The organism is Polyangium spumosum, from assembly GCF_009649845.1.
In the GTDB taxonomy this organism is placed as follows: domain Bacteria; phylum Myxococcota_A; class Polyangia; order Polyangiales; family Polyangiaceae; genus Polyangium; species Polyangium spumosum.
Map to the genome: position 1 here is coordinate 11,323 of NZ_WJIE01000035.1, position 16,320 is coordinate 27,642.

A 16,320-nucleotide genomic window follows, 5' to 3' on the forward strand; every position below is an offset into this window, starting at 1 on the left:
CCCCCCTTCGGAAGCGACGGGCTCGGGGCCTTGACCGCCTCGGGCGCGGTCGTCTTCGGCTTCGGTGCAAAACCTTTCTGCTCCATGGCGTGCCCTCTCTCCTGTTTCCCGCGTCGCTCGAATCTATTGCTGCTTCTGGTACTCGCAGACGATCCAGAGATCTTCGAGTTCGCCGGGCGTCGCGTTGCCGACGGACAGCGTCCACGGCGCGAATTCGGTCGACGTCTCCACCAGAATCGGGATCGGCGCGTCGAGGTACGTCTTGGGCTCGGGCTCGGGCGGCGGTTCGGGTGCGACATCGTCGATGCTGGCAACGAGGAGCTTTCCATACTCCCCTGCGATCAATTCGATGCCCGTGAGCGAGTCACCCGCCGCGTCGAGAGCGACCGTCACCGAGCCGTCCGTGCCGTCGGACCGTTTGGCGAAAAGGTGTACCTTCTTGATCTCGAGCTGGCGACTCCCGACGAGCGGCTGGAAATGCCGCAGCGCAAGCGGCAACGAGAGGGTATGGGTCGCCGGCTCGCCCTCCCCCGTGAGAAACACGTGCCATGCGTCGGGGAAGTCCGTCTTCGCGCTGAAGAGGCGGAAGCCGGTCGGGCCCGCATCCGACGGATTCAGAGCCCCGAGCGCGTCGAGCGCACCAGTCTTGAGCAACTCCCCGCCGTCCCGCGCCGTGTAGCGCACGTGAAGGACCACGTCGTGAACCGCCGTGGGGTCGAACCGGTTGGTCTTCCCGTCGAGCTCGATTCGCCACGTGCTCTCGGCGCCGCTCCCCTCGAAGGGCAGATAACGTTCGTCACGGAATACCAGCTCGAAGAGCCCCGCGTCGCTCTGGCCACTGCTCGTAACGATCGATTGAACGGCGCCGTAATGCTCGAGGAAGCGAGCATCCGGCTGCCCAGGCTGGTCGTCACGCGCGTAGCCATCTCCGCCGCTCTTCATCCGCACGCTACTCTTCAGCAACGTGAGCTTGCAGTTGACGCTCGCGTACGGCCCATTCACGACCGGTACCGTCATGCTCACAGACTTGATCCGGCGCAGGTAATGCCCCGGCCAGTCCTGATCGAAGAGCGCTTCGGGAAGCTTGATCTCGCATTTAGTCGTTTCCCGCAGTCTCAGAAGCGCCTGCGGATCGATCTCGGCGAGCGAGATGTGCTTCGTGATCTCGTACTCGCGCTTGTTCTGCTCGAGGTACGCGGCCTCCATGCGCCGGAGCGCAAGCTGGAGCCTCTCACCAGCAAGCAGTCCCTTCTTCACGCTGTCCCAGTAGCCGAATGTGATATAACTCGCACCCGGCTGAGCGAGCTCGAATTGGAACGCCCTCTCGGCCCGCTTTGCGAGCTCGTACGCGAGCTTGTAGGCCTGGAAGTACACGCTTTCAACCTGCGAGACCATCCAGTCGTAAAGCTCTTCGCTCGTGTACTTGGTCTTGAGGTAATCCTCGACCTCCTTCGCGTTTTTTGCAGATAGCTCGTGATTCGCGAATTCCTTCTTGGCAATGTCCAGACGAACCTCTGCGGCAAGAATCTGACGGTCGATTTGCTCGAGCTCCTTCTGCGCAAGGCGCTCTTGCAGCTTCCATTCGGCCCAGCGGCGCTCGTTGCTCGCCGCGATCCCTGCGAGCGCAGATTCCGCGCTCAGGTACGATGCGACCGCCGAAGCTGCCCTCCCAACGGCGCTCACCGCCTCTGCGACGGAGCGACCGCCCTGTTCGGCCTTGAAGGTCGGAATGAGCCCGGTCATTCCGATGTGGAATTGTGGGACCAGGTTGATGACCGAGGCGAGGAGCTGGGTCGCTTCCGCGGCCACATTGACCCATTTGGCCTGCTCGGCGCGCTCACGTTGGGTCTCTTCCTGTTCGATCTCCTTCTTGATATCTCGATAGAACGTCCACCGTTCCTCGACGATAGCCTTTGAGCGCCGGATGGCTTCGAGCGACTCCCTGGCCTCATCGACCTGACGCTTGCGCACCTCGCGCACGCTCTCCAGCATCTCGATCTCCTGCGTCTGTCGCAGCAGTGAGAGTGCCTCCCCGTCGCGCTTCTCGAGCGCTGTGAGGAGCGACGCGCCCAGGGAGATCACGCTGCTCGCGAACTCGACTGCCTTGGGCTGGAGCACCGAGAAACGATAGATGGGGATCGGGGCATTGACCTCGGAGAGCAGCTCGCCGAAATCCAGCCCGGCCGCAGCGGCCTTCACGAGCAACCCCGGATCGATCGGGGGCTCGAAGAGCGCGAGCTGCCGTACCGTGCCGTCGATGTTCATGCAATGCCGGATCTTGAACAGGCGATCCTCGACGGTATCCCAAAGCGCCAGCATTTCATCGTTCGGCGGCACGCAGAAGTAGAGCGTCCGAAGCACCGGCACCGGCTCGCTGCGCGCGCATCGCAGGTTCGGATCCGGCGGTACTTGGATGAGCGGTTCGAGCTCGACCAGCGCATTCGAGAACGCATCGACGTTGGGCTCGAGCTCGGCGTAGGACTTGGGCGGTACGCCCTGAGTCTTCACGAGGCGCGGTCGGTCGCCGAGGATCCGCGACGCGAGGATGTAGAGCTGCGTGGCCTCGTTGATCGACTCCATCGTATCGCGCCGGAAGAGGCTGTCGCCCCACGAAAGGAGGTTCTCGACGTACTTCATCACGACCGACTTCTGGTAGGCGAGCGGCCGCATACGCGCGATGAGGTGCGGATTGAAGGGATTCTCCCTCCAGCGGTCAATCTGCGCGGTCATGTCCTGCGTGGCGCTCGAATCGGAAGACACGCCGAAGAGCTCCGCGAGTAGCTTGGCGTTCGGGTTCTCCGCGGCGAGCTGCTCGAGCTGCGCCTGAATCGAGGCAAGATCGAGGTTCTCGCGGAAGGGGCGGACGTTCCAGAAGCGCTCCGGCCCACTTCCCGGTACTCCACCCGTCGGATCGAAGATGTAGCGGAACCAGCGATCCGCCTCTTCGAACCGGCCGTTCCTGGAGAGGCGCGTGGCGACGAGGAATGGCGCGTGGAAGAAGAGCTCCCAGTTGTACAGCGAATAGGCGCCCCCGAAGGAGAAGTCGACGTCCTCGATTGGGAATGGTTGTCCTACGTGTTGCGTTGGCTGGTACTTGTCATGGATGCTCACCCATTCGAGCTGGAGGGGCGTCGACCCGTGCATGTCCCACCGCAGCAGCCCGTCGATCCCGTGTCGCTCGAGTTGCCGCACGAATTCGCACACGTAGGGGTGGTAAAACGTGTGGAAGCGGTAGAAGCCTTGGACCGTAGTATTCACGCCAAGGTCGAGCTTGGGCTCGTTGGCCCATTCGGTGATAATCGGATCGAGCTCATGCGCAGCATCCCGTCCCACGGGCGCCGGGGCGTTCGGGAAGGCCTGCAGGATGTCCCTCCATGTGACCGTCGTCTGGTAACGGGTATCCATGAAGAACGTACGTGTGCTGTCTGAGTACACGAGCACGTCGCGCGCTTTGTTGTCGAGCACCACGTTCTCGTAGGCCCGGTCCATGAGCACGGAGAACTGCCCGGGCGTTTTCTGGAGCAAAGTGATGGGAGGAGTACCACCGGCCAATTGTAGAAAGCCCTTGGGCGCCGGAATGCGAAAGAAATCGTCAGTTCCTGGCTTCTTGTCATCCACCACTTCCATCAGCTGCATGCGCGCCGGTATGGCGTGTTGCGGGCCCCACCCATTGAAATCGGGCTGAACCGACGGGGCGGCTTCCATGGCCCCGACGCACGGGTCGAGCAGGAAGTGACCGAATTTGCGGTAATACGCGACTGGCGGCAGCAGTGGAAACTGATGCGGTGCCCACGGAATTGGGTCTTCGTTCAATTTCAAGAATACCGCGTACATGCTGGTCAGGCAATCGATCCGCAGTTTGCCGTTCTCGTGCTCCGACGCGAGCGACATCCAGCTCAGGTCGCCGCTGTCACCGATCACGATGGCGCTACCCTTCGTCATCGCGACGGGGCCAAACCCAATGCTCTGGTACTGGGACCATGCGAGGTTGACCCGCTGGCGCTTCTTGTTGTCCTCGGTCGCGTACGGCTCGAACATCGGCCAGAACAGGTGGAGGCGCCGATTCCAGACGGTGGCCAGGAGGTGGTCTCCCGGGATGTCGAGATCGACCTTCTCCCAGGGCGTCCAGTAGCTCGAATCGATCCACCTCCGGTAATAGTACTTGCGCGGCATCGAATACGTCCGAGCGATGACGTGCACGATATCGACGGGTTCGTCGTCGTCCTCGCGCTCGTGGCATATCGCCGCCACCTCGAGCCGGCTGACCTCATGCAGGCTCCCGAGGTACTCCCGGTACGCCGACTCGGCCGACTCCGCGGTGACCTCTCCTTGCAGTAGCCGACTCTCCAGCGTCTCGAAGAACGGCGTCTTGTCGTCGCGCAGCTCGGGCTCGATCCAGTTCTCCGGGTAGAGGAATACCTTCCGGTTCGCCTCCCAGATCCTGTAGCTCTTCATCCAATCCCATTCGCGCGCGGCCTCTTCGCCGAGCTCCGGCACGCTTTCCTCGAGTCCGAGGAGCGCCCGCTGCACGAAGGTTTGGACGGAGCTGATGGCCTGCTTGATGCGGGACGTGAGCTGGCACGGGCTCATTTCGACGTCGATGAGCAGCTGGTCGAAGAGCTCGTTCGGCCCCGAAAGGTTCCGCTTCGCGACCAGATACCGGACCAGCGCGTCGCGCTGCTTCGTCCGCAACATGTCCCGCAGCGGGCGCGCGACCTCGCTCCAGCCGGCGTCGTCGTGCTTGGCCCGCGCCACGCGCTTGATGTCGAGCACGATGTCCGCGGCATTCTGGGCATCGGGCGGGAGCGGGGCGTCCACGCTGGCCCAGAGAACCGCCTGCTCGGCCGAGGCTCCCAGCTGCGCGAGGACCTGAAGTGCGCGATGCAGGCAGAGTATGGCCTTCTCATCGAGGAAGTCCGATTCCGCGACGGGGTAGACCTTGAACCCGAAGGCGGTCGCGGCGAGATGTTTTACCTGATCGGGCGCCCAGCCGAGTCGCTCGGCGAGCATCTGGCAGAAGGAATCGAGATCCTCCGGGGCCGAAGCATCGGAAGCTGCTTCGAAAAGAGGGTGCAGGTCCACGTGTCCCTGCGGCAGCGTGTCGAGGAAGGATACGAGGTCGACGAGCCGCATCAGGTCGCGGAAACGTGCCTGCCGATCGGCGGCCTCGTCGTTCCCCTCGACGAGGTGGAGCCTGTTCAGGTCCAGCCAAATCGGCAGTTCATCTGTCGGATAGAGCCAATCGAGCTCCGAAGCGTCGAGCCCGAGCCGCGTCACGACCAGCGCAGCCTTGTGCAACCGACGGATCGCTTTTGCCGGGTGCTGCTGCTCGGGGTCCGCGGGCGTGGGCGGCGCGTACCCGAGCGCCGCGTGCATCCCCGGCATGAAATCGAAGAGCGCTCGTGCTCCGCTCGATGCGAACGAGTTCAGCGTCTGCGTCAGCAGGTGTTCGAGCGTTTCGGGCTCGAGCTTCATCTCGAAGGTGAGCTTGTGCTCGACCTGGATCTTGGTCTGCGTCCTGCGCACGTGGTTCTGCAGAAATGCGAGGAGATACGCGAACCGCTGCTCCACCTCCGGGATCGCGGGAGGGCCGACCGGGGACTCCTCGGGAGGCGGCGTCGGGACGATCATGGGTCCGACGAGGTTATCCATGGCGTTTGCGATGTTATCGGCGCCGAAGAATGCCAAGAGCTCGGCGTCGACGAGGCCTCGCTGCTGCTCCTTGTCGAGTGCCGAACGGCCTTCGATCACCGCGACGATGGCCTCGGCGCGCGTGGCGCGCTCGGTAGCGGTCGCGCCCTCGAGCAACTCCTCGAGACGTGCACGCGTGATGTCGCCGACGGAGTCCACGACGACTGCGGTATCGGCCACAATATCTTCTGCGATTGTCTCGATCTCGGACGCCAGCTTGCTCAGCCTCTCTTCCGAGAGCCCCGCCTGCGTCCCGGGTGGCGCGGCGTGCCGTACCAGATAATGCAATTCCGCGATCGTGAGCTTCGAGCGCTGCACCTTTCTCGCGAGCTCGACGACCGCCCGCGTCGTGGCCGGCACGGCCGGCTGCAAGGGGTCGATCGTGAGCGCTTCGAGGCCCGAGAGCGAGAGAAGGACCAGGAGGTCCTGGATGCCGATCCGCAGCCCTCTGGCCAGCGCGACGATACGGTGGAGCCGGGATAGGTTGGCCAGCGAAAGAAGCTCGCCCACGGCGAGCGGGCTCGTGATGCCCATCTGCTGCTCGGCGACCTCGGGAATGGCCAGCAGACCGAACTCGAGCATGTTGATGCGCAGGGCAACACAGATCCCAGCCGCATGTTCGATCACCGGGCTCGCCACGGGCCCGCTCGGCACGTCCGCGAACGCAGCGGATTGGGCCAACGCCGACTTGGTAAGGAACGTCGCCTCGTAGAGCGACGTGCCCCATTCGGTGGAATACGTCCCGATGTCGCCCCAGAACGAGAGCAGCACAGGAAGAGGCAGATCGAGCTCCTTCCGCAATGCGACGAGATCGGCCACGTGGCGCACGAGCTCCGCGTCGATGTCCGTCGCTCCGAACGCGGAGACTGTCCAGTCGAGCTCGGTGATGCTGAAGCCGAGCCGCTTGCGCAGCCGCAGGAAGCGATGAATCCTGCCGAGCACCTCTTCATCGAGCCCGTCCAGCAATTTGGCGTCGATGTCGCAACCCGCCTCGGGGTTCAATTTTACCGTCGACGGAGTGATCGGATTCACGTATTTCGTGGCGAACAGCTCTCGCAACTCCTCGAACGAGATGCCGGCCTTCTGCAAGAATACGGAGACGTGCTTGATCCCGTGCTCGTCATGGGTGATCCACTCCGACCCCGTCATGCCCCAGCAGGCCGCCGTGGTCGGCGGGGTCGGCGACGACTGTGCAGTCACGATCTCCCACTCCCGCTTCGACATGCGCAGTCGCTCGCGCGCGATCTCGTCGGCCGGCGCGAGGAAGGTTTCAAGCAGTTCGTGTCGCTGCACGCCGAGATGTTCGAGGTAGACGCGTGCCTCTTCGCCCCACAGGTGGAACGGCAGCTCGAAGGGATGAATGGCGTCCGCGAGCTCGGCATACGCCGCGAGGCGGGCGTTCGGGTGGATGATCTCGGGCTCGGCCAAGAGCTCCTGCGCCGTCCCTTCGCTCGTGATGTTCGCTGGCCAGAGGAGATCGGGCTCCTCCACCTGGTTGGCAACGACGACCTCGAGGATCTCGTTGACGAGATCGATGTAGGGCAGTGTCGTGTTCGTATTCTTGCAAGAGAGCAGGAGATGCGCGATGTCCGGCCTTCGACCTTTGAGCCCCGAGGGCACGCTCAGATCGCCGATGAGGGCGTCCCTCGCCGAGAACTTCCCCACCTCGGGACTGGAATACGAGAGATTGGAGTCTTGCCGATCCAGATACTCGAGAAGGTCGACGAGATAGGCGGCAGGACCGTACACGGAGCGACAATGCTCGCACGCGCAGCCATCCGGGGAGCCGAAGAGCGATGCCCAATCTGCGATATCGGCGTGCGGGCTGGCCGCGGAGGCGGTCAGGTTCGGCAGGGAGAAGAGCTGCAGGCCGTTGAATTTGCTGCCGAATTTAGCGAAGAGCGCGGTGGCGGCGGATGTGATCCAGCAAGCCCTGCCGAAGATTGCCTCGGCTCGCTCCGTTCTCATCGTCGGCCCGAATTTGGCAACGAACCGGCGCTTGCCCATGCGGTAGATGCTCTGCGCCGAGTGGAGACCGGCATCCAAGAGCTGCTTGATCTCGTGGCAGAGGGGCGTGATGCGGAAGATCCGCTCGAGCTTCTTCAGCTGCTCGGTAACCGCGGCGACACTGCTTACGCCCGTCATCCGATCGCTTTGCGCGAGATACCTCGACACGCGCACCGCGCCGAACTCGAATTCCGGGTTGTTCTCGAAAAACACGTTGATACCGGCCCCCGGCACCTCGTCGGTCACCCGGTCCGCGATGACTGCGGTAGGGAAAGCCGTCTCGACCGTGCGCTCGAGAATCTTGGCGTAATTGTCCATGCGCTGGATCTCGTTCGCTCCGGGCGTGTCCGGCGGGGGGGAGATTGGCGGGCCATCCTCCGGAACAAGTACGCCTTTCCAGCCGGCTTCATCGTATCGGGCGAGATCACGGGGGCTCGTGAGCGTCTGGTCATCGTACATCGCATGAAGCCTCGCGACGAGCGGCGCGTGATATCGTGTGAGCGCCCCCAATTGCATGGTCCGCTTGAGGCGATCGATGGTCTCCCCGGAGAGCGCTGTATCCTGGGATAGGTTGCCCCAGAAGTCGCCTGCCGGTCCCTCGTGCAGAATGACCGCGCGTACGAATTCCTGCTGGGACGCGAGGGCGAGCCCAGCCGTGGCGAGCACCTCGTCGAACGACTTGCCGCCATCTTCCCTGGCTTCAAGCACGAGATCCACCATCTTGGCCTCGAAGAGCTCCATCAGGGCGTCGATGTCCAGCGTCGCCAGGGTGGGAATGATGTTCGTGGCCATGGACTGCTCCACGGCGCGCCGGAGGGTCTCCAGGCGTTGCGACAGGAGCCCTCGGCGGGTCTGAGGCAGATTTTGCCGTAGGAGCGCATAGATGATCGCTACATCGGCATCGGGGTTGAAGTTGAGGTCGATATCATCCTCGACCAGGGCCGCCGTCACCAGGAGCTCGATGAGAGCGCGATCTTCGCCCGTCGTACAAGCCACGAGCGAAATATCGTCGCTCGTCAAGCTCGAGAGCGCGGCTTGGCCTACGACGGATACGACGTGTTCGCTTACTCGGTGGAACTCGGAGCGACCGCGAAGGGTGGCGTTTTTCCTCACGAGGTGCACGATCGCGGTCGCAGGAGCGCGACAGAGCCTCGCCGACTGCGCGTCCACATCGGGTGCTTCGACTATGACGTTGGCATGAGTGCGGCCGGCGAGGCTGGGAGCATCGTAACGGTACGTAATCCGATAACGCCCCAAGCCGTCCGTGGTCGTGGTAGCGAGGGTAATTAGATCGGAATGGACGACGTTGTAGACAGTGATCGTCTTCTCCGTGAGGGGTGAGCCCTGCTCATCCGTGAGTGTCCCTCGCACGACGAGGCTCGCAGGAGACGCAGTCGTACGCGCCGAGTTGACGTCGATCCCGATATGGATGCGCTGGAGCCCCGGCGCGAGCTGCCAGGTCACCGTGGGGGGAGGCGTGATCAGGCCTGACTCGAAGAGGCGGAACTTCAGTGCCGGCCTGCGATCCGCGAAGAGCGTGTCGAGATAGGCCTCGTCCAGCGTGATGATGAAGTCCCCACGCTCATCCGTCTTCGCGGTGCCCACGAGATCCGGGCAGAGGCCATCCTGGTCCCACGCTTCGACGTACACGTCGCCGACGCCGTAGCCCGTAGCGAGGTCGAAGATCCGGCCCTGGAGCCGGTAGATGGTCACCGTGGCGTTCTCGATTTCGAACTCCTCATTCATACTCCTCACCACGCTCCTTGATAAGTAACGTCGCCTCCCACCGAGGCGAATAAAGCTATGCCAGCCCGAGGCACAGACCAGCGGGCAAGGCGCCCTATGGGCACACCACGCCCTTTCGTCGCCCCAAAGTGGCAAACGTGGGCATTTCCGCATGACCGTACTCCGCGAGGCAGACACAACCTGCCATTGGTATGCCTCGTGGTGTCGATGCGTGCGCCTTCTTGTAGACCTATCGATACGTAACCCGGGGCGAAATTGCACCCCGCGTATTCATGCTCTCACCTTTCGCAAAATGGACCACTCCCGCCCTTGACCAGCGCCGAGAAATAGCTCCGCGCGTTACGAGGTGGTATCGACCTTGTGGCGATGCACGGCCACACATCGACCGGGCTCCCGAGCTGCGGGCGCCCGCATTTGTTTGGAAGATGTAATTCGCAGACGATAGCGGTTCCGTCCAGGGAAATGATCCGGGCCCGTACGGTTCTGGAGGACATGTGGGTACGGTGTGGTCGTCGTGTCGCCCTGGCCGGAATGCAGCCGACGCTAGAAACGGCCAGTTTTGCGCGCGATTCTCGCTGCAGGGGTCGATACTCGGCAGCGTAGGACGACAATTGTCCTATGCCGATGGTTGTCGAGCGATAATGTTGAAAGTCAAGACGTTAAATGCGCGCTTCGCCTGCACCACGCATTCCATGCGACATCAGGGAGGACCCAATCGCGACTCACCAGTTAACTTCATCACCTCGTACAGCATGTCGCGTGTGGTCGGTTACGTGCGTTGTCGTGAACGTGCTCGTCCTTGCATCGTACACGTCGCGGGCTTGACGGAGCCCTGGCGTGTCGATTTCTGGTTACCGTTCTTCAACGTGCGGGCAAGAGGCGAGTGTGGGGAAGAAACTGAACCAACCCGATCCTCTCACCGAGCTCCTCGCCCTTCGTCCGGACCTCGTCCAGCGCTTCGCGCGTCTCCGCTGCGGGCGCGCCGACGCCGATGATCTTGCGCAGAACACGTTGATCCGCGGCGTCCGCAGCCTCCACACGTACCGGTCCGAGGGCGAGCTCCGACGCTGGGCGATGGGCATCGCGAACAACGTCTACCGACGCCACCGGCGGACGGTGCGCCGTCGCAGCAAGGTGATCGTGACGGAGCCCGACGTCGCGGTGGAAGCATTTGCCCCCGGCCCCTCGCCCGAGGTGAACGCGCAGCTCGCTGAGGCGCGGCAACGCCTCTACGCCGCGGTCGACGCGATGCCCGACGTCTTGTTCGAGGTGTTTTTCCTCGTCTACCTCGAAGGGTACACGCTCGAGGAAGCGCGCAAGGAGCTCAGGATCTCGAAGAACGCGGTGAAGATGCGCGCGCTCCGCGTGCGCCTATACCTCCGCAGAGAGATGCGCGACTTCCGCGACGCGTACTACAGCGTCGTGCCCCCGATGGTGCCGAGCGGGCCGCTTGCTCTCCTCGTGCAGAGGGCCGCGCCGATGCTCGGGCACGTGGCGAGCGTGATCATGGCGGCCCTGCTCCTACTGCCGTTTCCGCGTGAAGAAGCGCCTAGGGCCGCGTACGTCGGCGTCGCACGCGACGTCTACGCGAGCGCCGCGAAGCTCTCGGTCGTGAGCGACGCCGCCCTCGACGAACCCACGATCGAGCCTCCGAAAGCCGTCGCCACGAACGAACCGACGCCCGAGCCTGACACGCGGCCAAACCCATCGCCGTCGCCGCACATCGACGCAGACGTGGACATCCCGGAGGACCTTCTCGTCGACATGCCGTAGCTGCTTCTCGCCCGACGCCGGATGCCGTATCCGTAGGACGTGCGCGCGCGTCTCGCCTCGATCCTGCTCGTCTTCGTCTCCGCGTCGCCCGCGTGGGCCCAGGACTCGCACACGGTTTCTCCCGACGCGATCGACGAGGCCACGCGGGAGAGCGAGTTCGCCGCGCTCGTCGCGAAGGGCGATCGAGAGCGGGCGGCCGGACGTTTGTCCGAGGCCGCGATGTCCTACGCGGCGGCGATGAAGGTGCGGCGCGATCCGGTCGTCGAGGGGCGGCTGGGCGTGCTGATGGTGCGTGATCGGCCGGCGCAGGCGGCGGAGCTTCTGCACGATGCGTTGAAGCGTGCGAACACGACGAACGCGGAGCGGCAGGCGTTCTTCAATGCGTACGAGGCCGTGCGCGCACGGGGCGCTTGGGTGGATGTCGTGATCTCCCACGCAGGCGCCCGGGTCACGCTGGACGGGGATCCGAGGAACAAGGCAGGGCTGTCCGCATTCTCGATGTTCGTGCTCACGGGAGAGCACGAACTGCGGGCGAGCCTGGATGGGCACGCGGACGACGCGCGGATGTTTCGCGTGGTCCCCCGGAAGGATCTCCGGATCGAGCTGACGTTGAAGCCGCGTCCGATGTTCGACGACGGCGAGCTGCGGCTCCTGACGCGCGAGAAGCGTTCGCCGCCGGCGGAGGCGTTGAAGGAGCTTGGACACGCGCGAGCTTCCGACGCGCCGACGTTCACGAAGCAGGAGGATCCGTTCGGGTACGAGGACCCCAAGCCGGCGGAGAAGCCGGCAGAGAAGCGTTGGTCGATCGGAGGTGGGCCGGTCGTCGTGCTCGGGGTGGCGTCGTGGATGCCGGCGGTGGGGATCGTGGCAGGAGGGAGCTATCGGCCGAACGAGTACGTGTCGTTCGGGCTCGAGGGGCGCGCGGCGTGGTTGACGACGGGGGTGGGCGGAGAGCCGATCAGCGCGATGACGGCGGGCGGGATCGCGAGCGTGTGCGGACACTACCGCTGGGCCTTCGGGTGCGCGATCGGGCATCTCGGGGTGATCACCGTCCAGTCCTCCGGCGACTCGTTCAAGAGTCGATCCGACACGGGCGTCATGCCGGGCATCGGCGCGCGCCTCGGAGCGCGGTTTGTCCTCGCGCGCTCCTTCGCTTTACAGGGAGCGGTGGACTTGTTAGGTTTGTCCAGTGGCGTGCGAGTAGGCGTTGAAGGGCGGGTCATCTCCGAGACTCCTCCGTTGATGGTCGCCACATCGATCGTTGGAACCTGGGAGCTCTGATCATGCGAGCTGCAACCCTTCTCGTTGTCTGGGTCATCGTTGCGTTCTCCAGCGGTTGCACTGCGCCTCCCTTCTCTACGTGGCACGAGTGCGATCCGGACGCGCCGTTGCCGACCGAAGAGTGCCGCGAACTCCTGCTCGACGCCGGCACCGACGCGAGCGACGCCGACACCGAGGTCAGCGACGCGAGTGACGACGCAGCCGAAGCTGCCACATGTCTCGGCCGCTGCGTCCCCGAGCCGAGCAGCGCGTCAGCGGGAGACTGGCCACGCACGCCGATGCTCCTCTGGCTAGGCCCGCGTGAGCTCGCGCCCGCGAGCTGCGAGGAGGCGCGGAAGCTGGGCGGCTACGGCGACGACGTGGAGTTCTTCGAGAAGTACCGACGCTTCGCTTACCTCGACGCGCCACCCGCGGCGTGTGACCCGTGCACGTGCCCGGCCTCCGAAGGTTTGTGCACCAAGCTTCCCGAGACGATCGAGGTTCGCGCTGGCACGTGCGCGGAGAACGGAGCGCCCGCGCTCCCTTTCGGAGGACCCGCCGGCTGGGACGGCTCGTGCACGAGCGCGAACGCCCTGCCGGCGGGGGCTGATTGTGGCGGCGAGCCTTGCGCGCAGTCCGTCTACGCCTCGCCGCTCCCTGGTCCAACGGGCGAGACGTGCCCATCGATCACGAAGCCGTCCACGTTCACGAAGACGACCGACTGGCTCTGGATGGGCCTCGCTTGCGAGGCGAAAGAGCGCGAAGGCACGTGCGATCCGACCACGCGGCGATGCATGTACGATCTGCCGTACCCGTGGCTCCAGTGCGTCGCGCTGAGGGGGAAGCACGACAGGTGCCCCGGTAACTACGACCGGTACGAGCCCATCCACCTCTACGGGGAGCTGCCGGTCGACACGCGTGGCTGCACGGCGTGCGAGTGCGGTGGGAGCCCGGTGGGAAGCGCCTGCCTCGCCTCGCTTCGGCTCTACGACGACGGCGAGTGCATGTCGCAGTTTTCCGAGGACCCCATCTACTCGACCGAGGTGCAGTGCACGAACGTCTTCCCGCCGGGCCGCGCGCTCGGGAGCAAGGCGATCACGGACCTCTCCTACATGCCCGGCCTCTGCCTCGCGACGGGTGGGGAACCCACAGGCGCGGCCTCGGAAGATCCCACCGACGCCGTCACGTTCTGCTGCCTCGCGCCGTTTGAGTTCGCCGAGTAAAAAATCCGGTTACCGTTCGCCGCATCCGGGCAAGAGCGTAGGTGAGGGGGCGATGTGACACGTCGCTCTCGGCGGCCTCGCGTGGTTGACCCCTACGGCGAGCCCGCGGCGTGCGGCGCAGAGCATCGTCCCCTCCTGCCCGAGCCGAACGTGGTCCGCTTGGCCTCGTAAACGAAAAGGCGCCGCGTTCGGCATCGGGCGGGATTCTCTGCAAAACGGCCCCGCAGTAAGGGGGCGATGGGTGGATGGTTCTCTGGGCGAGCTGCCCCATAGCCCCCTTCTGCGGGCCGTTTGTCGCCGATCCGAGGCGGCTGCGCCGCGCGGCGTTTCCCCGTACGCGCACGCTCCACGCGACGCAGCCGCCTCGGGTCGGTGACTTCCTGGAGGTAAACGATGAGCGCCGCACCGCACTTGGATGACGACGACGCCGCGACCACCGTCATGGACCGATCGGCCTTGCCCCCCGCGAGCGGTACGCGCGTGTCCGTCGCGCATTCCGAGCCGCCTCGGGACACCATCGTGGACCCGCTCTCGCTGTGGCTTCGGGCCAGAGCCGCGCTCGGGGCTGCATTCCGCAGCTTTGCCCAGCGATTCCGGAGAAGTCGCCTTTCGGATCGCCTGCCCCCGCTCCCGCCCGCGCGGTCCATGCGGGCCACGCAGGTCTCCATGGGCGTCGTGGCCCATGACGAGCGCGGCGAGCAGGTACTCCTCGACATCTTGCGCGCCGCGCGGCCGTACCAGGACGCCGCGGTTTACGTGGCGAACTACGCAATCGCTCTCCGGAAGCTCGGGGACGACGCGCATGCCGAGGGCATCGTCCATTTCGCTCTGTCGCGAATGCGGCCGGATAACGACGGATGCGTCTCCGTCGCCCGTTTGCGAGATCGGCTCTCCGATCTGTCGTACTCGGGGACGCTCGCGCCCGCGCTCGCGCGATTGGAGACGGCTGGGATCGTCACGCTGATGACCACCGAGGACGGAGCCGCGCCGCGCGTCCGACTGCGTATCCCGCTGTGATCTGAAGTGCGAGAAGCGGAAACAAGCGTGGTCTTGGCACACCTACTGGTTCACCGCCCCAACCATGATGACCTGCGCTGAAAAGGCTGCTCTGGTCGCCCTCTTGCGCCGCATCGCAGCTGCCATGCGCGGCATGGCTGAAGACTTCGATGCCATTGCATCCTTGCTGGCTGGTGAAGCATCTCCTCCGGCGCGCGTCACCCCGAGACGAGCGAAGCCGCAAGCTCGCTATGTGGATGCACCCGATCTCACGGATGACGATCATCGGCGCGCCAGTGAAAGCCTACGCAGGATTGGAATGCATCCGCGCGATGACGGAAAGAGGAAACGATGATCACCCCGAGTCGAGCCGACGACATGGCCTTGGCCACGACGATAGGCAACCTGCCGCATCCGACGCGGAGGAGGCACAACACGGGGACGATCGAGCGGTTTCCCAATGGGACGTTCCGCCCGCGACTTCCCGGGGCCGGCAAGCGCCTGGAAACCTGCTCGACGTACGATGAGGCTCGCAGGCTACTCGATGCCGCGATCAATGCCATCGCCGTGGGCGACGTCATCGACTCACGCGCTTGCACGCTCCGCGCGTGGGGGCGTAGGTGGCTCGATGAGCGCGAGATCGCCGGCTACAGGAGCATTGGGACCGATCGCAGCCGCTGGCGCACGTGGATCGAGGAGGCCCCCTTCGCCGACTGGCCCATCTCCGCGATCCGTGCTCGGGATGTACGCCAGTGGGTCAAGGGCATCATTCGCTCCGAGGCCCATCCAGGGAATGGACACAAGACAGCACGCGGGAAGCTCAGCCGAAACACGGCGCAGAACATCCTGAACCTACTTCGGTGTGCGCTGGAAGCGGCGATCGAGGCTGAATTGCTGACCTCGAACCCAGCTCGTCTGGTGCGGCTACCGAAGGCGGCCGGCGTTACTCACGAGCCGTGGACCTATCTCACTCCAGAGGAGCAACGGGCACTCCTCGAATGCGACGCGATCGACATCGAACTCCGTTGCTTGTTTGCATTCGCCATCGGCACAGGCGCACGACAAGGGGAGCTCTGGAACATCCGGATCCGTGATGTCGACTTGCCGCGTGGAATGGTCACATTCCGGTTCGGATCGGCTGGGAAACCACGGAAGAACGGCAAGCCGTTGACGGTCCCGTTGTTGCCACTCGCTCGATGGGCCCTGTCGAAGTGGTTGCCGCTGCTGGCGAGTCGCAGGAACCCACACGGGTTGCTGTGGCCGACGATTCGCGGCGAGAGAAGACAGAAGGGGAAGGTCCCGCGCGGAATGCGCGACGCCTTCGAGAGGGCGGGATTGGCGCCCGAGAACCGCCACGATGGACGGGCTGTCCGATTCCATGATCTGCGTCACACATGTGCGTCTTCGTTGGTGGCTGGATGGTGGGGCGAGCCGTGGACGCTCGAGCAAGTCGGCGCGCAGCTCGGTCACATGTCACGAGACGCGACGGAGCGATATGCTCACCTGTGTCCCCGCGCGAGCTCCCCTGCGGTGCCGTGCGCGCGCTCGCTCGCAGCGCGTGCAGCACTCCGTGCGTGTCGCGTGATGGGCGCCATCGCGTCGGGTTATTCAGTGTCGCTGAGAC

Annotated in this window: 7 protein-coding genes; 6 read left to right on the forward strand and 1 reads right to left on the reverse strand. The window is 64.6% G+C overall.

Annotation, left to right across the window (positions count from 1 at the left end):
* Positions 1-123 precede the first annotated feature (123 nt).
* Positions 124-9,444 (reverse strand): Tc toxin subunit A-related protein, encoded by a 9,321-nt coding sequence (locus tag GF068_RS42375; protein ID WP_170320027.1) that lies wholly within the window; start codon positions 9,442-9,444, stop codon positions 124-126.
* An 885-nt stretch (positions 9,445-10,329) separates the two neighbouring features.
* On the opposite strand from GF068_RS42375, the gene GF068_RS42380 reads away from it, so the two are divergent.
* The 6 genes from GF068_RS42380 to GF068_RS42405 form a co-directional block, all read left to right on the forward strand.
* The gene (locus tag GF068_RS42380; protein ID WP_153825276.1) at positions 10,330-11,217 is read left to right on the forward strand and encodes a sigma-70 family RNA polymerase sigma factor; all 888 of its coding nucleotides are present in this window, start codon (positions 10,330-10,332) and stop codon (positions 11,215-11,217) included.
* Positions 11,218-11,256: 39 nt separating this feature from the next.
* Entirely contained in the window at positions 11,257-12,498 is a 1,242-nt protein-coding gene (locus GF068_RS42385; RefSeq protein ID WP_153825277.1) for a hypothetical protein, read from the forward strand.
* A gap of 107 nt (positions 12,499-12,605) precedes the next feature.
* Positions 12,606-13,700 carry a hypothetical protein gene (locus GF068_RS42390; protein WP_153825278.1) on the forward strand — a complete coding sequence of 365 codons (1,095 nt, stop codon included), beginning with the start codon at positions 12,606-12,608 and terminating at the stop codon, positions 13,698-13,700.
* A gap of 645 nt (positions 13,701-14,345) precedes the next feature.
* Positions 14,346-14,717 (forward strand): hypothetical protein, encoded by a 372-nt coding sequence (locus tag GF068_RS42395; protein ID WP_153825279.1) that lies wholly within the window; start codon positions 14,346-14,348, stop codon positions 14,715-14,717.
* A gap of 64 nt (positions 14,718-14,781) precedes the next feature.
* On the forward strand, positions 14,782-15,051 hold the full coding sequence (locus GF068_RS42400; protein ID WP_153825280.1) for a hypothetical protein: 270 nt from the start codon (positions 14,782-14,784) through the stop codon (positions 15,049-15,051).
* Positions 15,048-16,320 (forward strand): tyrosine-type recombinase/integrase (locus GF068_RS42405; protein WP_153825281.1); only part of this gene is annotated, 1,273 nt, incomplete at its 3' end. The genes GF068_RS42400 and GF068_RS42405, both read left to right, overlap by 4 nt.